General features: G+C 71.2%; 17 protein-coding genes. 6 read left to right on the forward strand and 11 right to left on the reverse strand.

What is annotated here, in order from left to right; translation table 11 throughout:
- Positions 1–45 precede the first annotated feature (45 nt).
- The 8 genes from ACIRQ7_RS02905 to ACIRQ7_RS02940 all read right to left on the reverse strand — a co-directional run bounded on the left by ACIRQ7_RS02905 (position 46) and on the right by ACIRQ7_RS02940 (position 8,070).
- Complete coding sequence (locus ACIRQ7_RS02905; protein WP_403667040.1) at positions 46–651, reverse strand: response regulator; 606 nt, start codon at positions 649–651, stop codon at positions 46–48.
- A 97-nt stretch (positions 652–748) separates the two neighbouring features.
- On the reverse strand, positions 749–1,936 hold the full coding sequence (locus ACIRQ7_RS02910) for a sensor histidine kinase (RefSeq protein ID WP_404260081.1): 1,188 nt from the start codon (positions 1,934–1,936) through the stop codon (positions 749–751).
- A 44-nt stretch (positions 1,937–1,980) separates the two neighbouring features.
- Positions 1,981–2,718 carry an ABC transporter permease gene (locus ACIRQ7_RS02915; protein WP_404259346.1) on the reverse strand — a complete coding sequence of 246 codons (738 nt, stop codon included), beginning with the start codon at positions 2,716–2,718 and terminating at the stop codon, positions 1,981–1,983.
- On the reverse strand, positions 2,715–3,713 hold the full coding sequence (locus ACIRQ7_RS02920) for an ABC transporter ATP-binding protein (RefSeq protein WP_404259347.1): 999 nt from the start codon (positions 3,711–3,713) through the stop codon (positions 2,715–2,717). Before ACIRQ7_RS02920 ends, ACIRQ7_RS02915 begins: the two co-directional genes overlap by 4 nt.
- A gap of 164 nt (positions 3,714–3,877) precedes the next feature.
- Positions 3,878–6,121 carry a hypothetical protein gene (locus ACIRQ7_RS02925; RefSeq protein ID WP_404259348.1) on the reverse strand — a complete coding sequence of 748 codons (2,244 nt, stop codon included), beginning with the start codon at positions 6,119–6,121 and terminating at the stop codon, positions 3,878–3,880.
- 215 nt (positions 6,122–6,336) lie between these two features.
- Positions 6,337–6,720 carry a DUF6113 family protein gene (locus ACIRQ7_RS02930; RefSeq protein ID WP_404259350.1) on the reverse strand — a complete coding sequence of 128 codons (384 nt, stop codon included), beginning with the start codon at positions 6,718–6,720 and terminating at the stop codon, positions 6,337–6,339.
- Positions 6,721–6,833: 113 nt separating this feature from the next.
- A complete protein-coding gene (mshB, locus tag ACIRQ7_RS02935; RefSeq protein ID WP_404259352.1) occupies positions 6,834–7,769 on the reverse strand; it encodes an N-acetyl-1-D-myo-inositol-2-amino-2-deoxy-alpha-D-glucopyranoside deacetylase in 936 nt (311 codons plus the stop codon).
- A gap of 106 nt (positions 7,770–7,875) precedes the next feature.
- Positions 7,876–8,070 (reverse strand): hypothetical protein, encoded by a 195-nt coding sequence (locus tag ACIRQ7_RS02940; RefSeq protein ID WP_401462631.1) that lies wholly within the window; start codon positions 8,068–8,070, stop codon positions 7,876–7,878.
- A gap of 345 nt (positions 8,071–8,415) precedes the next feature.
- On the opposite strand from ACIRQ7_RS02940, the gene ACIRQ7_RS02945 reads away from it, so the two are divergent.
- On the forward strand, positions 8,416–10,596 hold the full coding sequence (locus ACIRQ7_RS02945) for an alpha/beta fold hydrolase (protein WP_404259354.1): 2,181 nt from the start codon (positions 8,416–8,418) through the stop codon (positions 10,594–10,596).
- An 18-nt stretch (positions 10,597–10,614) separates the two neighbouring features.
- Here ACIRQ7_RS02945 and ACIRQ7_RS02950 read toward each other — a convergent pair whose 3' ends face one another.
- On the reverse strand, positions 10,615–11,724 hold the full coding sequence (locus tag ACIRQ7_RS02950; protein WP_404260083.1) for a hypothetical protein: 1,110 nt from the start codon (positions 11,722–11,724) through the stop codon (positions 10,615–10,617).
- 608 nt (positions 11,725–12,332) lie between these two features.
- Here ACIRQ7_RS02950 and ACIRQ7_RS02955 point away from each other — a divergent pair.
- From ACIRQ7_RS02955 to ACIRQ7_RS02975, 5 genes are all read left to right on the forward strand, one after another.
- Positions 12,333–13,361 (forward strand): ABC transporter permease, encoded by a 1,029-nt coding sequence (locus tag ACIRQ7_RS02955; protein ID WP_404259356.1) that lies wholly within the window; start codon positions 12,333–12,335, stop codon positions 13,359–13,361.
- Between the two features lie 88 nt (positions 13,362–13,449).
- On the forward strand, positions 13,450–15,246 hold the full coding sequence (locus ACIRQ7_RS02960) for an ABC transporter substrate-binding protein (RefSeq protein WP_404259358.1): 1,797 nt from the start codon (positions 13,450–13,452) through the stop codon (positions 15,244–15,246).
- 113 nt (positions 15,247–15,359) lie between these two features.
- Positions 15,360–16,337, forward strand: a complete 978-nt coding sequence (locus tag ACIRQ7_RS02965) for an ABC transporter permease (protein ID WP_401462623.1) — start codon at positions 15,360–15,362, stop codon at positions 16,335–16,337.
- Between the two features lie 11 nt (positions 16,338–16,348).
- A complete protein-coding gene (locus tag ACIRQ7_RS02970; protein ID WP_404259361.1) occupies positions 16,349–17,464 on the forward strand; it encodes an ABC transporter ATP-binding protein in 1,116 nt (371 codons plus the stop codon).
- 38 nt (positions 17,465–17,502) lie between these two features.
- Positions 17,503–18,696, forward strand: coding sequence for an ABC transporter ATP-binding protein (locus ACIRQ7_RS02975; RefSeq protein ID WP_404259363.1), 1,194 nt, complete (start codon positions 17,503–17,505; stop codon positions 18,694–18,696).
- A gap of 46 nt (positions 18,697–18,742) precedes the next feature.
- On the opposite strand, the gene ACIRQ7_RS02980 is transcribed toward ACIRQ7_RS02975, so the two are convergent.
- On the reverse strand, positions 18,743–19,810 hold the full coding sequence (locus tag ACIRQ7_RS02980; protein ID WP_404259365.1) for an ABC transporter ATP-binding protein: 1,068 nt from the start codon (positions 19,808–19,810) through the stop codon (positions 18,743–18,745).
- The gene (locus tag ACIRQ7_RS02985) at positions 19,797–20,831 is read right to left on the reverse strand and encodes an ABC transporter ATP-binding protein (protein ID WP_404259366.1); all 1,035 of its coding nucleotides are present in this window, start codon (positions 20,829–20,831) and stop codon (positions 19,797–19,799) included. The genes ACIRQ7_RS02980 and ACIRQ7_RS02985 overlap by 14 nt, the downstream gene beginning before the upstream one ends.
- Positions 20,832–20,838 lie beyond the last annotated feature (7 nt).

Genomic DNA, 20,838 nt, shown 5'->3' on the forward strand with positions numbered 1-20,838 from the left:
CACAGGGGCGGGGTTCCCGGTGGGGCCCGATCCGGCGCCGGCCCGCTACAGCCAGCCCTTGTCGCGGGCCGTGCGGACCGCTTCGGCGCGGTTGCGGGCGCCCGTTTTCTGGATGGCGAGGGAGAGGTAGTTGCGGACCGTGCCCTGGGACAGGTGCAGGGCTCGGGCGATCTCGGCGTTGGTGGAGCCGTCGGCGGCCGCCCGCAGGACCTCGCGTTCGCGGTCGGTCAGGGGGCTGGCGCCGTCGGCGAGCGCGGCCGCCGCCAGCACCGGATCGATGACGCGCTCGCCCTTCAGGACCCGCCGTACGGCGTCCGCGAGGCGGGCCGCCGGGGCGTCCTTGACCAGGAAGGCGTGCGCTCCCGATTCCATGGCGCGGCGGAGATAGCCGGGGCGTCCGAAGGTGGTGAGGATGACGATCTTCACGCCGGGGAGTTCGTCGCGCAGCCCGGCCGCCGCGTCCAGACCGCTGATGCCGGGCATCTCGATGTCCAGCAGGGCGACGTCCACGGAGTGTGCGCGGGCCGCCGGGAGCACCTCGTCACCGCGGGCGGCCTGGGCGACCACCTCCAGGTCGTCCTCCAGTGACAGCAGCGCGGCCAGCGCCTCGCGGACCATCGACTGGTCCTCGGCGAGCAGCACTCTGATCATGCGGGCCAGCTTAGAGGCTGCGCGGGGGTGTGCCGCCGGGCTTGCGGACTTCGGTGCTGCCGGCCCGCGGGCACGCGGGTCCGCGGGTGGCACGGTCCTACGGGAGCGTGGCCGGCTCGTCGGCGGCGGACGGGGCGGGCGTGCCCAGCGGGACGTAGGCGCGCAGGGCGAAGCCCCGGCCGCCAGGGGCGGGGCCGGTTTCCAGCCGGCCGTCGGCCAGGGCGAGGCGCTCGCGCAGACCGCCGAGGCCGTTGCCGTCGTGCTGGGCGCGGGGCGGACCCGCGCCGTCGTCGAGCACCGCCAGACGCAGGTAGCGGCGCTCGTCGGCCTCCCACTCCTCGGTCAGCAGCAGTTCGCAGCGGCGCGCCCCGCTGTGCCGTACGACGTTGGTGACGGCCTCCCGCAGCGCCCAGGCCAGGGCGCCTTCCTCGTCGGACGGCAGGCCGCGGGGCCCGCTCTCCAGGGCCGGGTCGACGGTGGCCGTGATGCCGGCGGTGCGCAGCGCGGCGCGCGCCCCGGCGAGCTCGACGGCGAGAGTGGCCCGGCGGTAGCCGGTGACGGCCTCCCGGACATCGACGAGCGCCTGCCGGCTGACCCGCTCGATGTCGGCGACCTGCTGGGCGGCGGCCTCGGGGGTGCCGGGCAGCATCCGCCCGGCCAGCTCGCTCTTGAGGGTGATCAGGGAGAGGGAGTGGCCGAGCAGGTCGTGCAGGTCGCGGGCCATCCGCAGCCGCTCCTCGTTGGCGGCGAGGCGGGCGACCTCCTCGCGGGCGGCGCGCAGCTCCTTCGTCGTACGGATCAGATACTGCACGCCGACCATGGTGTAGCCGCTGCCCATCGCCGGCAGGCCGTAGGCGAAGAGGTAGTAGCCGCGGATCTCGGGGAAGCGCATGCCCACGGCGAGCAGCAGGACGGTGGCCACCGGGATCGTCCAGCGGGCCTCCTCCCAGGGGAGCACGACTCCGGAGGCCACCGAGGTGAAGATGAACAGCACCAGCCAGTTGGGGCCCAGGAACCACGCGAGCACGGTGGACATCACCAGCATCACGGCCAGCGCCGAATACAGCCCCGCGCGGGTCTGGGTGCGCCACATGTGCCGGAAGACCACGACGAAGTACGTGACGACGAAGAGGCCGAGGCCGGTGGCGCCCAGCACCCGGGTGGCGACGGAGTGGTGCTCGCCGAAAAGCTCGGCCACAGGTCCGGCGAAGTAGATCAGCCAGACGACGATCCACATCACCTTCGCGACGGCCTGCCGCCGGGTGGTCGGTGCCTGCCCGATCATGACCGGGTTGCCGTCCGGCGGCCCGCTCCTCGTCGTCAAGGGGCTCACGCCTTCCGGGTGTCCTTGCGGTACAGCCAGGCCGCGCCGCCGGCGAAGACCAGCAGATAGCCGACCAGGATCGCCATGTCCTTGGTGTGCGGTGCGCCGCCGGCCTCGACGGCGGTGCCGAGCGCGGCGTACGCGTGGGTCGGCAGCCACTCCGCGATGTTCTGCACCCACTGCGGCAGGATCGTCAGCGGCATCCACAGGCCGCCGAGGAAGGCCAGGCCGAAGTAGAAGAGCATCGCGATCGGGCGGACCGCGTCACCGGTGGCCAGGTAGCCGATGGCCACGCCGAGGGCGGCGAAGACGAAGCTGCCGAGCCAGGTGCCGACGGCGATGGCGATCCACTGCCAGGCCTCCAGCCGCACGCCCTTGACGGCGGCGGCGACGAGCAGCACCAGCACGATCGACGGCAGGCTGACCGTCGCCGCCGCGGCGATCTTGGCGGAGACGTAGCCGCGGCCGGGCAGGGCCGTCAGCCGCAGCTGCCGCACCCATCCCTTCGCACGCTCCTTGGCGATTTGCTCGCTGTTGCCCAGCAGGACGGCCGTCATGGCACCGAATGCTGCCATGGAGACCATGTAGTAGAGCCCCATGTCCAGCTTCATCCCGGGGATCGGCTTGCTGTCCGCACCGCCGGCGATGATGAGGTAGAGAACCGGCGGATAGATCACCGAGAAGAACATGAACTTCTTGTTGCGCAGCGCGCGCAGGACTTCGAGCTTGATCAGAGTGGTCATCGTGCCGCCTCCTCGGCGGTGCCGGCCGTCGCGTCGGACGCCGTGGTGATGGCGATGAAGGCCTGCTCCAGGCCGAGGCCCGCGACCTCCAGGTTGTGCGGGTAGAGGCCGAGGCCGTAGACGGCGTGGACGGTCGCGTCGGCGTCCTGGGACTGGATGCGGACGGTGCGGCGTCCCGAGCCGGAGCCGCTTTCCGAAACCCCCAGGGAGGTCAGGAACGGCAGGCCGTCCAGCGCGCCGCGGTCGAACGGCTCCTCGAGGTCGAAGGTGACCCGGCGGGCGCCGGCCTTGGCCTTGATCTCGGCGGAGGTGCCGTCGGCGAGCACCCGGCCGCGGTGCAGCACGATCACCCGGTCGGCGATCTCGTCGGCCTCTTCGAGGTAGTGGGTGGCGAACAGGACCGTACGGCCCTGCCGCGCCTGCTCCCGCATCGCGCCCCAGAACGTCTGCCGGGCCGAGACGTCCATGCCGGTGGTCGGCTCGTCCAGCACGATGAGGTCGTTGGCGCCGGCGGTGGCGAGGGCGAAGCGCACCTTCTGCTCCTGGCCGCCGGAGAGCTTGTCGACCATGCGGTCGGCGATGTCGGTGATGCCGGCGGTGGCCAGGATCTCGTCGAGCGGATAGCCGTGCGGGTGCAGATCGCGGGCGAGCCGGACCAGCTCCTTGACCTTGACGCCCTCCATCAGACCGCCGCTCTGCAGCATCGCGCCGGCCTTGCCCTGCTCGATGGCCCGCTGCGGCGTCGTGCCGAAGAGCGACACCGTGCCGGTGTCGGCCTTGCGCAGGCCCAGGAGCAGGTCGAGGGTGGACGACTTGCCCGCCCCGTTGGGGCCGAGGAGTGCGACGGTTTCCCCCGGATACAGCTCCAGATTCAGATCGGCCACCGCGCGCACCGCGCCGTAGCTCTTGCTGACCTGCTGGAAGCTGACCACGGGTGCCGGGCCCGCGCGGTGCGCGGCGGTGTCGGCTGAGGTGCCGGTAGCTGTGGTCGTCATGTCCTTCAGCATCAGGGATGCGGGGGGCCGTGCGGCAGTGTCAGCCGTACGCACTGTCGCATGACAGATGTCATGGGTGAGGCCCCCTAGGGGATTCCCTGAGGAATCACCGTGAGGGGGCCTCCACCTGCGAGGTCACCGGATGCGGCCGCCGGCGCGCGGGGTCAGGGAGTGTCCGCCCCGATGGTCTGGACCCGCTCGGCGGGGGTCCTGCCCTGCAGCGCCTTGCCCACCGCGCTCGCCACCTCGCGGACGCCGACCGGCTTCTTGGAGCCGTCGCCCTTCGTGAGGACCTCGCCGTTGAAGGTGTCGCCGTAGAGCGACCGCAGGGCCGCCAGGTCGTAGTACGGGGTCAGTCCGCCGTCCGAACCCATCCGGAAGGAGAGGAACTTCGGGATGGACTTCTGCGGGCTGAAGGAGACCGAGTGCGCCGCGTCGGTCCGGACCGTCACCAGACCGGACATCGCGGGCTCCGCGAACTGCTTGAGCGCCTTGTTCACTGCGGCCTTGCCGACCTTCGGCTGCTGGGTGCCGGTGGCCAGGACCACGGGGGCATTGGTGCCGGACGTGGCGCGCTGGCGGTAGGCGTCCGTGACGTCGACCTTGGACGCCGCGACGTCGATCGACTTGTACGGCACACCGTAATGCGGCACGGCCTTGCCGTTCTCGAACGTGATCCCGCCGTCCTTGGTGGCGCTCACGGCCCCCGCGGCGTTCTGCAGCGCGATCTGCAGTTTCTCGTCGTCGACGACCAACGCGGGCTCCGCCGTACGGGTGCCGCCGAACAGCGAGCCGATGACGGAGACCGGGTTGTAGTCACGGCCCGCCGCGTCGCGGACCGTTGCCTGGGTGTCGATGTCCAGCCCGGCCCTGGCGGGCTGCAGCATCTTCGACGTGCCGTCCACGGTGAGCTTCAGCGGCGCGGTACGACGGTCCTTGAGGGCCGCTTCGAGCTTCTTGACCGCGTCTTCCTTGGTCGTGCCGCCGATGTCCACGCCGAGTGCGGTGGTGCCGTTGGGCACGTCGGCGTGGTCGAGCAGCAGGCCCGCGCCGTAGGCGATACCGGCCAGGACCACGATGCCGACGCCCGCGAGGACGAGCTTGTTGCGGCCCTTCTTGGGCGGGTTGATCGGCTCGGGGATCTTGGGACGGGGCGTCGGGGCCGCGCTCTCACCGCTGCCGGGCGGGCCGGGCGGGAAGGCGGAGGCCGGGCCGCCGGCCGACGGGACCTTCGGGATGCCGCTGACCAGGGTGTCGCCGGACACCCTGCCGTGGGAGCCGGTTTGGCCGCCGGCCCCGTCGGGTGCGCCGCCGGGGCCGCCCTTGCGTCCGCCCTTGGGGCCGCGCTGGGTGCCGCCCGGCGCTCCACCGGAGATGCCGCCGGTGACGCCGAGGCCGTTCCCCGGGCCGGCCAGCGGGGGCGCCGGGGGCTGCGGGGTGAGCTGTGCGGTGTCGTCGCTGCGCGCGGGCGCGGCGCCGGTGGCGCCGGGGTCGCTGAAGCCCGGCGGGAGGTTGAGCGCGCTGCGGCCGGGTGCGGGGCCGGTCGTCGGGCCGCTGGGACCGCTCGGTCCGCCGGGCCGCGGGGCGTCGAAGGGGCTGGGCTCACCCGGGCCCCCGGTCGGGCCGTCGAACGGCGAACCGCCACCGGGCCGGGCACCGCCGTCGAACGGCGAGCCGCCGCGCTGCGCGCCGCTGTCGTAGGGCGAGGCGCCGCCCTGCGGCACGCCCCCGTCGAACGGCGAGCCGCCGCCCTGCGAAGCGCCGCTGTCGTACGGCGAAGCGCTGCCCTGCGGGGCCTGACTGTCGGAGAAGTAGGGCAGATCGGGCCGCTGCGGCGGCGTGGCGCCGGTCGGCGTCGCCCCGGTGTCGCCGAGGGGCGGCGGGGAGGGCGCGCGGTGGGAACCCGTCGTCGAGGACGAGCCCGCCCCTCCGGGCGCTGCCGCGGGGCCGCCCTGCTTGCGTGGCGCGAACCAGTCGCTGGTCTTCTCCGCCGGGCCGCCGGACCCGGGCTCGTCCGCCGGGGCGGCGGGCGAAGACGGGGCGCCGAGGGGGTTGTTCGCGGTGCGTTCGGCATCGCGCTCGGCGCCGCCCAGCGGGCGGGGCACACCTCGGGAACCGGCGGATCCGCCGGAACCGCCGGATCCTGCCGATCCGTTCATGCCGGACTCCTCACCGACGGGCTTGCGCACAACGACCGGCGGGATGGGGCGGGACCCCGGAATGTTGATCTTGATCCGCGTCGTCAGCGTGGTCTCGGTCTTCGGCGCCTCCTGCGGAGCGGCGGCACCGGGCGGCAGCGCCTCGTCGGCATCTCCCCTGGGCGAGCCGTACGGCGGCGTCCCAGAGGGGTACGCGGCTCCGCCACGGCCCTGGGGGCCGGAGGACGAACTGTCAGATTCACGACTCAAAGCAGGTTCTCCCGGTTGGCTCCGCCGCTCGTCAGAGATGATCCCCGGCCCGTAGCCGGGAGGTGCCCCCAGGGCGGCGCGGCGGCGCGCACCACCATACTGGCCGCCGCCGACGGACACCCGAAGAGCGTACGAACACCGTCGGCACGAGCGAACCCCCGGCACCGGAATTGATCAGCCGGTTCTCTGGGACTTCCGTCCAGGTATCAACCATGTCATCCGCCAACTCGGGTGCGCTGCGCACCCGTAGCGCGGATCTGGGCGGCGGTGGCACAGATCACAGCCACCACGATCCCGCCGAGCAGGAAGAGATACGAACCGAGCCCGGCACCGAAAAGAAAGTCTCCCTCCGGCCGGGCGTTGCCCAGCAGCAGGAAGACGGCCACCAGCCAGGCCGCGCCCGGCACCAGCACGCCCGCGGCGGTGCCGGTCGCCCGGACCCCGCCGTAGAAGAGGCCGCCGATACCGGCGAGCGCCAGCACCAACCCGCCCGGGAACCATGCCGCTTGAATGAGGGTCCCGGCGAGCGCGACCAGTGCGCCAGTGACCAACAACAGGGCATATATGCCCAGCCGGGCCACCGACACGGGCGCGCTCATCGCCGCGCTCACCTTCGGGGCCACCGAGAGGCCCCGTGTGCCGGACGAGGCACCCGCGCCCGCGCGCGCCCGCCGGTTTCCCCCACGGGCGCTACCGCCGCTCTTCGCCGCACTCATTCCGCAACCTCCTCAATCCGGGCACTGTCATCCATACCCACCATTTGGGAGATACCCGCGAAGAGATCATCTTCGCGTTCGCCGTCCACCGCGCCCGTGACGCCGTGGACCAGCTGATAGTGCTCGGTGCGGAACAGCGGCTGACCGAGGTCGTTGGAGAGCGCGAAAAACGGCCCGTCGACCGCGATCTGGGTGTAGTGGGCGCGCATCGCCTCGGTCTTCGCCGCGGCATGCGCGGGGGTGCCGGCGATCGACGCCGTGACCTCGGTGTCCGGCACGACTCCGGGCACATCGTCGACCGAGGCGACGCCGGGGAAGGCCCGGCCGGCGGCGCGCAGCCGCGCGAAGCCCTCCTCGACCACGGAGCGGGGGTTGCAGTTCCAGTAGATCTTCGCGACCGCGTGCGCGGGACCCAGGTCGGGCCGGAAGCCGGGCTGTGCCGCCAGTTCGGCGCCGCGCATCGCGACGCGGTGCGCCTGGATGTGGTCGGGGTGGCCGTATCCCCCATTCGGGTCATACGTGACCAGGACCTGCGGCTCGACCTCCCTGATCACGGCCACCAGATGGGCTGCCGCCTCGTCGGGATCCGCCCGCCAGAAGGCCTCGGGCCGGTCGTTCTGCGGGGCGCCCATCATCCCGGAGTCGCGGTAGCGGCCCGTCCCGCCGAGGAAGCGGTGGTCCGTGACACCCAGGGCCTCCATCGCGGCGGCCAGCTCGCCGACGCGGTGCGGGCCCAGGGTGTCGTCGCGGTCGGGGGCGAGATGGGCGAGCTCGGGCGGGATGACCTCGCCCTCCTCGCCGAGTGTGCAGGTCACCAGCGTGACCAGGGCATCCTCGGCCGCGTACTTGGCCATCGTGATGCCGTTGTTGATCGACTCGTCGTCCGGGTGCGCGTGCACCAGCAGGAGCCGGCGGGCGGGAATGTCGGGCATACGGACAGCCTACGAGCCGCCCGGTCCGCCTTCAGCATGCGATCCCGGTCTCCGCCGGTGCGCCCGATCGGCAGACCGATCGGGCGGGCCGGAGCGGGGTCGCGGGTCAGAACTTCAGATTGCCGAGCATTCCGGCGACGTTCGTCGTCACCTGCTTGATCGTCGGGGCGATGGACGAGCTGGCCAGATAAAAGCCCAGCAACATGCAGACGAACGCATGCCCGCCCTTCAACCCGGACTTCTTGACAAGCAAGAAGACGATGATCGCCAGCAGCACCACCGCCGAAATCGAGAGTGCCACGGCGGCTCACCTCCAAGTACGCACGGAACGGACAGAGTTGATGGTGCCTGGACCGCAACTGCGGACCCTGCACCGGGGTATGCCAAGGGCTCTTTACCCAGTACCCACTACGCGCAAGGGATCATAACTTTCCGTCCGCGCGCATAAGTCGGAGCACAGGAGCAGAGCAGGGGCGCACGCGATCTTCACGGGCGCGACACGTGAGCCCCCCAGACCCTTTTCGGGTCTTACCCGAGACCTCCCGGCGGACACCCCTCGACCCACCCCCGGACGGTCTCGATCGCCCAAGGGCAGTCCCGCCATCCCGCCCGCCAAGGGCACGGGACAGCCCTTAGGCTTCGGCGCATGACCGGACAGCTCTCGTTCCCCCGGCAACACGCCCGTACACAGCGCTTCACGCTGGGCACCGCGCGCGGCTACGCCATCTCCCCGGACGGCGCCCGCGTCGTCTTCCTCCGCTCCCTCACCGGCACCGACCGCACCCAGCAGCTGTGGGTCCTCGACCTCGGCCAGGGCAAGGAGTTCGCGGCCGCCGACCCGCAGGCCCTGCTCGCCGGCGCGGACGAGGAGCTCTCCCCCGAGGAGCGGGCCCGCCGTGAACGCACCCGCGAGGGATCGGCTGGCATCGTCGGCTACGCGGTGGATTCCGCCGTCGAGTTGGCGGCGTTCACGCTCTCCGGCCGGCTGTTCGTCTCCGAGCTCCAGGCCGGCACGACGCGTGAACTCGCCGTCCAGGGGCCGGTGGTGGACCCGCGCCCCTCGCCGGACGGCCGGCATGTCGCCTATGTGGCCAACGGCGCGCTGCGGGTGGTCGCGGTGGACGGCGGCCACACGGCGGACGGGGCCGACGGCGCGGGCGCGCCCAAAAGCGACCGGGCACTGGCGGAGCCCGACGGTGAGGAGGTCACCTGGGGGCTGGCCGAGTTCATCGCCGCCGAGGAGATGGGCCGCTACCGCGGCTTCTGGTGGTCGCCGGAGAGCGACGGGGTACTGGCTGCCCGGGTCGACGAGTCACCGGTGCGGCGCTGGTGGATCGCCGACCCCGCCCATCCGGACCGCGCGCCCGCCAAGGTCGCGTATCCGGCGGCCGGCACCCCCAACGCCAAGGTCACCCTGGCCCTGCACGGCCTCGACGGCTCGCGGACCGACGTCACCTGGGACACCGAGCGCTACCCCTACCTGGCGCGCGTCCACTGGTCGTCGGCCGGGCCGCCGCTGCTCCTGGTCCAGGCCCGCGACCAGCGCGACCAGCGGTATCTGACCGTCAACACCGAGACGGGCGCGACCCGCACGGTGCACGAGGACGAGGACGAGGTGTGGGTCGAGCCGTTCCCCGGGGCGCCGGCCTGGACGCCGGACGGCCGCCTGGTGCGGATCGCGGACGAGGGCGGCGCACGGAAGCTGTTCGTCGGTGACCGGCCGCTGACCGGGGCGCCGCTGCATGTGCGCGCCGTCCTGGACGTCGGCGAGGACGATGTCCTCTTCTCCGCCAGCGGCACCGACATGCACGACATCGGTGTCTACCGCGCCTGGTTCCGCGGCAGCGGCGACCAGGGCGGCTGGGAACGCGTCGGCGAGCGCGCGTATCCGACGGTCTCCTCCGCGGTGCGCGCCGGCGGGGTGACGGTGCTGTCCCAGGCGTCGCTGGAGCGGCCCGGCGCCCAGATGGAGGTGGTGCGGCTGGACGCGAAGGGCGGGATGCAGACGCTGGCCACGATCGGCTCGTACGCCGAGGAGCCGGTGCTCACCGCCCGGCCGCGGCTGGTGCGCGCGGGCGAGCGGGAGATCCCGTGCGCGGTGCTGCTTCCGGACGGATATGCGGAGGGTGACGGCCCGCTGCCGGTGCTGCTCGATCCGTACGGCGGTCCGCACGGTCAGCGGGTGGTTGCCGCCCACAACGCCTATCTGACCTCCCAGTGGTTCGCCGACCAGGGCTTCGCGGTGATCGTCGCGGACGGCCGCGGCACTCCGGGCCGCTCCCCCTCGTGGGAGAAGTCGGTGTCCCGGAAGCTCGCCGAGTACACCGTGGCGGACCAGGTCGAGGCCCTCCATGCGCTGGCCGGATCCTTTCCCCTCGACCTGGACCGGGTCGCGATCCGCGGCTGGTCCTTCGGCGGCTATCTGGCGGGACTCGCCGCGCTGCGCCGGCCGGATGTGTTCCACGCGGCCGTGGTGGGCGCCCCGGTCACCGACCTGCGCCTGTACGACACCCACTACCAGGAGCGCTATCTCGGCCACCCGGACGAGGAGCCGGCGTCCTACGCCGTCAACTCCCTGGTCACCGACGAGGGGCTGTCGGGGGCGGCGGAAACGCACCGCCCGATGCTGATCGTGCACGGGCTGGCCGATGACAATGTGGTCGTGGCGCATTCGCTGCGGCTGTCCTCGGCGCTGCTCGCCGCGGGCCGTCCGCACGAGGTCCTGCCGCTGTCCGGGGTCACCCACATGACGCCGCAGGAGCAGGTGGCCGAAAACCTGCTCCTGCTTCAGGTGGACTTCCTCAAGAGGTCGCTGCGGATGGACTGAGGGCCCGTCGCCGGGCGCTCACCAGCCGGGTGGCAGCGTCGACGGGGGCGGCGGGGCGTGCGGCGGCCGGTACCCTCCCGCGGGGCCGTACACCGCCGGGGCCGCGCCCGGCCCGGCGCGCTCGGCCGGCCGCCGGGCGGTGACCAGCGCCGCGAGGCCGGCGGCCACCACGAACGCCGCCGTCGCCAGCTCCAGTTGGGATGCCGCCGGCAGCAGCGGGAAGCGGCCCAGCTGCCCGGTGCGCAGCGCGAAGGCGAGCGTCCCCGCGCCGTCGGCGCACAGCAGGACGGCGGCGGCCAGGGCGGTGGGTCCGGCCCAGGGGGCCCGGCGCAGCGCGGCGACGGCGGCCCCCAGGGCGAACAGTGCGAGCGCCGCTGCCTGCCAGTGCACCGGGGGCTGCAGCAGCGCCCGGAAGACCGACGCGTCGCCGAGCAGCCCCTTGCGGTAGGTGTCCCAGCCGAGTTGCCGCCACCAGTGGACCTCCCAGGCGGCGACGGCCAGTCCCGCGGCGGCCAGCAGCAGCGCCGTCGCCGTCGCCGGGCCCCTGCGGGGGCGTCCGGGGGCTGCGGGGCCCGTTCCGTGCTGCGGCGCCGCGTGGACCACGCCGTAGGCGGCGTACGCCGCGACCGGCAGCGCGCGGGCTCCGCCGCCGGGCCGGGCGCGCCGCACGCCACCCGGCCGTCGGCCCGCCGCGAGCACGATGAGCAGCACCGCGGCCGCCGCGAGCTGGCCGATGGCGGTGAGCCGGGCCCGTCCGGTGAGCGCACCGTCCAGGCCCTGCAGCCAGCCGGCGCCCAGCACCCACAGCAGCGGGACCCGGGACAGTACGGTGACGGCCGCGACGGCGGCCAGCGCGCCGGCCGCCACGGCCGGGGCGACCGCGCTGCGGACCGCGGCGACGGCGGCGGCGAGCGCGCCGAGCAGCAGCAGCGGATCGAGCGCCGAGGTGGCCCAGGCGGTGAACTCCCGGGGGCGGTGCGCCTGGCCGAGCCAGGTCCACCAGACGTCTCCGGGCCGCACGGCGACGGAGAGGTCCCGGGCGATCCAGCCGGCGCTCAGCAGCGCCAGCAGGAGGCAGGCGAGGGCACCGATTCCGCGTGCGCCCCGGGTGAGCGCGGCAGCCCGCATGGTGGGCACGGCCCGCCCCCGTCCGCGTAGGTCATCGAATGTTCCGGACACCTGTATACGCGGCTGCGTGGACGGCGCCCACGGCAGGTCTACTCCCGTGGCGAGGTGTGGACAACAGCCGCGAGCGAGGAACCCGCGACCGAAGGCGGGCAGACGGGTAAAGAGGCGGACAGAGGGCGCGCACCTCGCGCGAAAGGTGGCAGCGCGGAGGGCGGCACGGAGAGACGGCATGGGGGGCGGCGCAGGGAGGCGGGGCGGAGGGGCAACCGGCCGGAGCGCCACCCAGGGCGCTCCGGCCGGTCTACGGCACCCGCACGGCCGTACACGTTCATTATGGGGCGTCCGTATATCGGTGTTGCGACGGCGAAGTTGCCTTCTTGTTAAAGAAGTTGGGCGCCATATGTCCCTCCATGCCGTACATCTCACCGCCCTGTCAAGCACGTCGGTGCGTCGATCTGCGTTCTCTTCGCTCAAGAAGCGGACAGCGGACCTATACGGCTGCGGCATCCCTTGACTCCGCCATAAATCACTTGCGAAAGTCCGCACATCCGGCGGTGCGACTCTGCCGCTTCATGTTCCAAGTGAACTCGGCGCGGGGGCATTTCGCGATGACAAGCCCATCCCAGGCCGCGGCGGTCGAGGCCGAAACCCCGGTCCTCGTCCCGCAAGGTCCGCACTATAAGAAGCGTAAGTCCGGTGCACTGACCGGGCGTTCGCCCGGCCAGTTGATGTGGATGCGGTTCAAGCGCGACCGGACCGGCGTCACCAGCGCCTGCGTCGTGCTGTTCTTCTTCGCGATCGGGCTGCTCGCCCCGGTCATCTCCAAGGTCTACGGCAAGGACCCCTACACCCGGTACGGGCAGGTCACCCCCGGCCTGCTGGTGAACCAGTATCCGGCGCAGCCCAACGGCGGTATTTCCGCCGACTTCTGGTTCGGTATCGAACCGGGCCTGGGCCGCGATGTGTTCATGCAGCTGCTCTACGGCATCCGCAACACCCTCGGCCTGGCCGTCGCCATCACGGCCGTCTCGGTGCTCACCGCGATCCTGCTGGGCGTTTCGGCCGGTTACTTCGGCGGCCGGTTCGACTACTTCGTGGGCCGTTTCACCGACTTGCTGATGGCCTTCCCCAACCAGCTCTTCTTCCTCGCGTTCGCGCCGGTGGTGGGCGCCGTCTTCGTCGCGCCCGAGGACGAGATGCCCACCTGGCTGCGCGCCGTCATCATCATCCTGGTGATGTGGTTCCTGGGCTGGATGAGCCTGGCGCGGCTGCTGCGCGGCCAGGTGCTGTCGCTGCGCGAGCGGGAGTTCGTCGAGGCGGCCAAGGTCAGCGGGGCGTCGCCGTGGCGCATCATCCGGCGCGAGCTGGTGCCGAACGTGCTGACACCGATCCTGGTCCAGACGACCTACATGCTGCCGAACTTCGTGACGTCCATCGCGGGCCTGTCCTTCCTCGGCTTCGGGCTGGTCGAGCCGACCCCCGACTGGGGCCGGATGTTCGCGAACGCGGCGGACTACTACCGCAACGACATCACGTACTTGTTCTTCCCCGGCATCGCGATGGTGGTCTTCATCGTCGCCTTCAACCTGTTGGGGGACTCGGTCCGGGACGCCTTCGACCCGAAACGGGCCCGGTGAATCCGTTCCACGGGGGGTGCTGCCACCCCAGCACCGCCATCAGTCAGGCAGCAGCCACGGATCAACGACAGGCAGGTGCATCCATCTCATGACGAATGTCCGTATGCGCAGAGCACGCACCACGCTCGTCGCCCTGGCCGCGGGAGCGCTCGCTCTCACCGCGTGCAGCAGCGGCGCGACCAAGGGAACGGGCGACGACGACGCCCGCAAGAACGCCGAGAAGCAGCGCGCCCAGATCACGTTCGGCGACGCGCAGGCCTCGTCCGGGGCGGCCGAGGCGGTCCCCGGCGCGACGCCCGGCGGGACCGTCAAGGTCTACCAGCGCGACACCTACGCCCACCTGGACCCGGCGCAGATCTACGTCTCCGACGAGGGCACCCTCTCGACCCTGCTGTTCCGCCGGCTGACCAACTTCCAGCTGGACAACCACGGCAAGTACACCGTCGTCGGCGACCTCGCCACCGACAGCGGCCAGAAGTCCGACGGTGGCAAGACCTGGACGTACAAGCTCAAGGACGGCATCAAGTTCGAGGACGGCAAGGCGATCACCTCGGCCGACATCCGGCACACCTTCGAGCGGCAGTTCGCCGACTACATCGGGGTCGGCCCGACGTACCTCCAGACCTGGATGGCCGACTCCACGGACTACCGCAAGCTGCTGCCGGGCGGTCCGTACAACGGCAAGCACCTGCCGAAGTCCGTGCTGGACACGCCGGACGACAAGACCATCGTCTTCCACTTCAAGAAGCCGGTCGGTGACCTGCCCTACGCGCTCGCCATGGCCGGGTACGGCGCGGTCGAGAAGAGCAAGGACACCAAGGAGAAGTACGACAAGGCCCCGGTCTCCTCCGGCCCGTACAAGATCCAGCCCGGGTCGTTCAAGAACGGCAAGGGCATCACGCTGGTCAGGAACACCCACTGGGACCCGAAGACCGACAACTCCCGGCACCAGTACGTCGACTCGTTCGACATCCAGTTCAGCGTGTCCTACACCGACTCGACGCAGCGCCTGATGGCCGACAACCCGGACAACCAGAAGGCGATCAGCTTCACCAACCAGGTCGACGCGGCCAGCATGCAGCAGGTGGCGGGCGACCCGAAGATCAAGAAGCGCTCGACCTCCGGCTACCAGCCGTACGTCGGCGTCATGAACTTCAACATGAAGCGGCTGAAGGACAAGCGGGTCCGCGAGGCCATCGCCTACGCCATGCCCACGCAGGCCATCCTCGACGCCTACGGCACCCCCGGCGGCGGTGAGCCGGCGGGCAGCTACATCAGCCCGACGCTGACCGGCTACAAGGACATCGACCCCTACGGCAAGCTCAAGAAGCCGCTGGGCGACGTCGCGAAGGCCAAGAAGATCCTCAAGGCCGCCGGCAAGAGCGGGATGAAACTGACCTACGCCCACAACACGGCGACCGAGCCGGCGAAGTACTCGGTCGCGGTGGTGGACAACCTCAAGCAGGCCGGGTTCGACGTCCAGAGCAAGGAACTGCCCTCGGACACCTACTACGACCTCATCGGCAAGGTGGACAACAAGTTCGACCTGTACCCGTCGTCGTGGGGTGCCGACTGGCCCAGCTCGCTGACGGTGCTGCCGCCCGTGTACGACGGCCGGCTGATCCACGACGGCGGCAACAACTACTCGCACTACGACAACCCCGCGGTCAGCAAGGAAATGGACCGCATCGCGCAGATCACGGACGGGAAGAAGGCCGCGGACGAGTGGTTCGCGCTGGGCGAGCGGATCCTCAAGGAGGACCTCCCGCAGATCCCGACCTTCTACTACAAGCAGATCCAGCTGCACGGTTCGAAGATCGGCGGTGTCGTGAACAACGACGTCATCAGCTCGATCGACCCGACCAAGCTGTACGTCAAGAAGTGACCACGCACCCGTAAGCGGTCACCGAGGGCACGGTGTGCCCGCCCCGAGGGACGGGCACACCGACGCCGGTCACACCCCTCACTCCCGCCGCCCCACGAGAGCTGCGATCTGCCATGCTTCGATTCCTCTTCCGCCGGTCGCTCGGCGCGATCGTGCTCCTGCTGCTGATCAGCGCGTTCACGTTCTTCCTCTTCTTCGCCGCGCCACGGGATCCCGCGCTGCTGGCCTGCGGAAGGAACTGCGGACCCGACGCGCTCGCGATCATCCACAAGAACCTGGGCCTGGACCAGCCGATCCCGGTGCAGTACTGGCACTTCATGTCCGGCATCGTCACCGGCCGCGACTTCGCCCAAGGGGCGTGCCCCGCCCCGTGCTTCGGCTACTCCTTCGCCACCGGCGACGCGGTGTGGAGCACGATCGTGGACCGCTTCCCGATCACCCTCTCGCTCACCCTCGGCGGCGCCGCGGTCTTCCTGCTCGTCGGCCTGAGCACCGGCATGATCGCCGCCTGGAAACAGGGCAAGCTGATCGACAAGCTCTTCAGTTCCGTCTCGCTGGTGCTGAGTTCGATGCAGATCTACTTCGTCGGCCCGATCGTGCTGGCGCTGCTCGTCTACAACACCGATCTGCTCGGGCAGCCGAAATACGTGCCGATCACCGAGGATCCGGCGGGCTGGTTCATGGGGCTGCTGATCCCCTGGTGCGTGCTGTCCATCATCTTCACCGCGCAGTACACCCGTATGGCGCGCTCCGCGATGATCGAACAGCTGCAGGAGGAACACGTCCGTACGGCACGCGCCAAGGGCATGTCGGCCCGTACGGTCTTCTTCCGCTACGCCTGGCGCGGTTCGCTGATCCCCATCGTCACCATCTTCGGCATCGACCTGGGCTCGCTCTTCGGCGGCGCGATGATCACCGAGGTGACGTTCGCGCTGCCCGGCCTCGGCACCCTGTCGATGCAGTCGGTCCTCAACACCGACCTGCCCACGGTCATGGGCGTGATGCTCTTCGCGGCCACCTTCATCATCCTGTTCAACATCATCGTGGACGCCTGCTACGCCTTCATCGACCCGCGCGTGCGGCTGTCCTAGGGGAGCCACCAGTGACCACACTCACCACAGCCGAGGGTGCGCCGGCCCCGGCCGGATCCGATGCCTTTCTCTCCGTACGCGATCTGCATGTGCACTTCTCCACCGAGGACGGCGTCGTCAAGGCGGTGGACGGGCTCTCCTTCGACCTGGCGCGCGGCCGGACGCTGGGCATCGTCGGCGAATCCGGCTCCGGGAAGTCCGTGACCAACCTCGCCGTACTGGGCCTCCACAACCCCGACTCCGCCGAGATCACCGGCGAAATCCTGCTGGACGGCCAGGAGTTGACCGGCGCCAGGGAACGCACCCTGGAAAAGCTCCGCGGCAACAAGATGGCGATGGTCTTCCAGGACCCGCTGACCGCCCTGTCGCCGTACTACACGGTGGGCAGGCAGATCGCCGAGCCCTTCATGAAGCACACCGGGGCGGGCAAGCGCGAGGGGCGGCGGCGCGCGATCGAGATGCTCACCAAGGTCGGCATCCCGCAGCCGACCCTGCGGGTGGACGACTATCCGCATCAGTTCTCCGGCGGGATGCGCCAGCGCGCGATGATCGCCATGTCGCTGATCTGCAACCCCGAGCTGCTGATCGCGGACGAGCCGACCACCGCCCTGGACGTCACCGTCCAGGCGCAGATCCTGGACCTGCTCAAGGACCTCCAGCAGGAGTTCGGCTCCGCGATCATCCTGATCACCCACGACCTCGGCGTGGTCGCGGACACCGCCGACGACCTGCTGGTGATGTACGCGGGCCGGGCCGTCGAGCGCGGGTCCGTCAAGGAAATCCTCACCCGCCCCCAACACCCCTACACCTGGGGCCTGCTGGGCTCCATGCCCCGGCTGTCGGCCGATGTGAACGAGCCGCTGGTACCGATCCCCGGCGCCCCGCCGAGCCTGCTGGACCCGCCGTCCGGCTGCCCCTTCCACACCCGCTGCGCCTTCGTCGGCGAGGTCGGGGGCACCCGCTGCGCGGACGAACGGCCGCCGCTGCCCGCCGGGCGCGGCGCCGCCTGCCACCTGAGCGCCGACCAGAAGCAGACCCTCCGGGCGCCCGGGGGCGGCCCCCCGCAAGACCACCGCGCCGAGCAGCTCACGCCGCGGCCGGGCCAGGGCCGGCCCGGCGGTTCGTGATGAGTGAGTCCGAAGTCTCCAGGGAGCGACCAGACGTCATGAACGCCAGCGACAGTGTGACCCTCCCGCCGCCCCGCGACGCCTCGGGCGGCGCGCCGGTGGGCGAACCCCTGCTGGTCGCCGAGGGGCTGACCAAGCACTTCCCGATCCATGGCGGCTTCCCGTTCAAGCGGAAGGTCGGCGCGGTGCAGGCCGTCGACGGCATCGACCTCACCGTGCACGCCGGTGAGACGTTCGGCCTGGTCGGCGAGTCGGGCTGCGGCAAGTCGACGACCGGACGGCTGCTGACCCGGCTGCTGGAGCCGACCTCCGGCACCCTCGCGTATCGGGGCCAGGACATCACCTACGCGACCCGCAAACAGCTGGCGCCGGTGCGCTCCGAGATCCAGATGATCTTCCAGGACCCGTACTCCTCGCTGAATCCGCGGCAGACGGTCGGCACGATCATCGGCGGCCCGATGGAGATCAACGGGATCGATCCGCCGGGCGGCCGCGAGAAGCGGGTCCGCGAGCTGCTGGAGACCGTCGGCCTCAACCCGGAGCACTACAACCGCTTTCCGCACGAGTTCTCCGGGGGGCAGCGCCAGCGCATCGGAGTGGCCCGTGCGCTCGCGCTGGAACCGAAGCTGATCATCGCCGACGAACCGGTGTCGGCGCTGGACGTCTCCATCCAGGCGCAGGTGATCAATCTGCTGCAGAAGCTGCAGCGCGAACTGGACATCGCCTTCCTGTTCATCGCGCACGACCTGGCGATCGTCCGGCACTTCAGCCAGCGCGTCGCGGTGATGTACCTCGGCAAGATCGTCGAGGTGGGCAGCCGCGAGGACATCTACAGCCGGCCGCGCCACCCGTACACCCACGCGCTGCTGTCGGCTGTGCCGGAGGCCAGGCTGGTGGAGTCCGACGCCCCGGACCGCGAGCGCATCCGGCTCGCCGGCGACGTCCCCTCCCCCATCAATCCGCCCTCCGGCTGCCGGTTCCGCACCCGCTGCTGGAAGGCGCAGGACCGGTGCGCGACCGAGCAGCCGCCGCTCGTGGCGCTCGACGGGAACCGGGCCGGCCACCTCACCGCCTGCCACTTCCCGGAGGAGCCGACGACCGCGGCCAGGGACGTGGACATCGTCCTCGACCCGGCGCTCGCCGCGATCGAGGGGGCGCGGGCGGCGGCGTCCGGCGAGGCGGACGGCAGCGGCGGCGGGGCGGACGGGAGCGGGCCCCACAAGTCCCTGTGACGCGGACGCCCTTGCCCGGCTGCCCCGGCCGCCCGGCGGGGCCGGGCTACTCGATCGGCACCACGTGCCGCTCCTCGGCGAAGTGGCAGGCGGAGTCGTGCCGTACGGGTCCGTCCACGCCGCGGAATCCCACCGGCACCTCCAGCGGCGGGACCACCTTCGCGCACACGTCCTGGGCCTTCCAGCAGCGGGTGCGGAAGGGACAGCCGGACGGCGGGTCGGCGGGCGAGGGGACATCGCCGGCGAGCAGGATCCGCTCGCGGCGTTCGCGCGCCTCGGGGTCGGGGACCGGGACGGCGGAGAGCAGGGCCTGGGTGTACGGATGGGTGGGGTGGTCGTAGATCTGCTCGTCGGTGCCGATCTCGGCGATCCTGCCGAGGTACATCACCGCGACCCGGTCGGAGATGTGCCGGACCACGGACAGGTCGTGTGCGATGAAGACGTACGACAGGTCGAATTCGTCCTGGAGCTGTTCCAGCAGGTTGACGACCTGGGCCTGGACCGAGACGTCCAGCGCGGAGACCGGCTCGTCGGCGACGATGACCTCCGGCCGCAGGGCGAGCCCGCGGGCGATGCCGATGCGCTGACGCTGCCCGCCGGAGAACTGGTGCGGGTAGCGGTGGATGTACTCGGGGTTGAGCCCGACCACGTCCAGCAGATCCTGCACCTTCTTGCGACGGTCGCCCTTGGGGGCCACCTCCGGGTGGATCTCGTACGGCTCCCCGACGATGTCACCGACCGTCATCCGCGGATTCAGGGACGTGTACGGGTCCTGGAACACCATCTGGATGTTGCGGCGGACCGCCTTCAGGGCCCGGCCCGACAGGGTGCTGATGTCCTCGCCGCGGTAGCGGATCTGACCGGCCGTCGGCCGTTCGAGGCCGACCAGCGTCTTGGCCACCGTCGACTTGCCGCAGCCCGACTCACCGACGATGCCGAGCGTCTCCCCCTTGTGCAGGGTGAACGAGACCCCGTCCACGGCCTTGACCGCGCCGACCTGCTTGCGGATCACGATGCCCCGGGTGAGGGGGTAGTGCTTGACCAGGTCCCGGATCTCCAGGATCGGCTCGCCGGTCGCGGGCCCCCGGCCGCCCACCGCGTCACCGTGCTCCATCGAGGGTCTCCTTCCAGAAGTGGCAGGCGCTGGTCCGGCCGGGGCCCACCTCGTAGAGCGGCGGGAGGTCAGTGCGGCAGATGTCCCGGGCCAGCGGGCAGCGCGGGTTGAAGGGGCAGCCCGGCGGGATGGCGGTGAGGTTGGGCGGCAGGCCCTTGATCGCGTACAGCTGCCGGCCCTTCTGGTCCAGTCGCGGGATGGAGTCCAGCAGGCCGCGGGTGTACGGGTGCGCGGGCGCCTTGTAGAGCCGGTGGACGGGGGCCGTCTCGACGATCCGGCCCGCGTACATCACCGCGATGGTGTCGGCGACGTCCGCGACCACCCCCAGGTCGTGGGTGATCAGGATCAGGCCCATGGTGAATTCCCGCTGCAACTGTGCGAGCAGGTCCATGACCTGGGCCTGGACGGTGACGTCGAGGGCGGTGGTCGGCTCGTCCGCGATGATCAGGTCCGGCTCCAGGGCGAGCGCCATCGCGATCATGATGCGCTGGCGCATGCCCCCGGAGAACTGGTGCGGATAGTCCCCGACCCGCTGCCGCGCCGCCGGGATGCCGACCCGCTCCATCAGCTCGACGGCTCTGCCGCGGGCCTGTTTGCGGGACAGCTTCTGGTGGACCTCGAACATCTCCCCCAGCTGCGCGCCGACGCTGAGCACCGGGTTCAGCGAGGACAGCGCGTCCTGGAAGATCATCGCCATCTTGGCGCCGCGGACCTTACGGCGTTCGTCATTGCTCAGCTTGAGCAGATCCCGGCCCTGAAAGAGGATCTCGCCCCCGGTCACATCACCCGGCGGGGAGTCGAGGATGCCCATCACGGCCTGCGCGGTGACGGATTTCCCGGAGCCGGACTCGCCGAGCACGGCCAGGGTCTGGCCGGGCGCCACACTGAAGGACACGCCATTGACGGCCTTCGCGATGCCGTCCCTGGTACGGAACTCGACCCGCAGGTCGCGTACGTCGAGCAGGGCCGCCGGCCGGTCGTCGCCCGCCGTCGGCCCGATCGTCATCTGGCCACTCGTCATTCGGCCG

It is taken from the genome of Streptomyces sp. NPDC101393, from assembly GCF_044767385.1.
Lineage (GTDB): Bacteria > Actinomycetota > Actinomycetes > Streptomycetales > Streptomycetaceae > Streptomyces.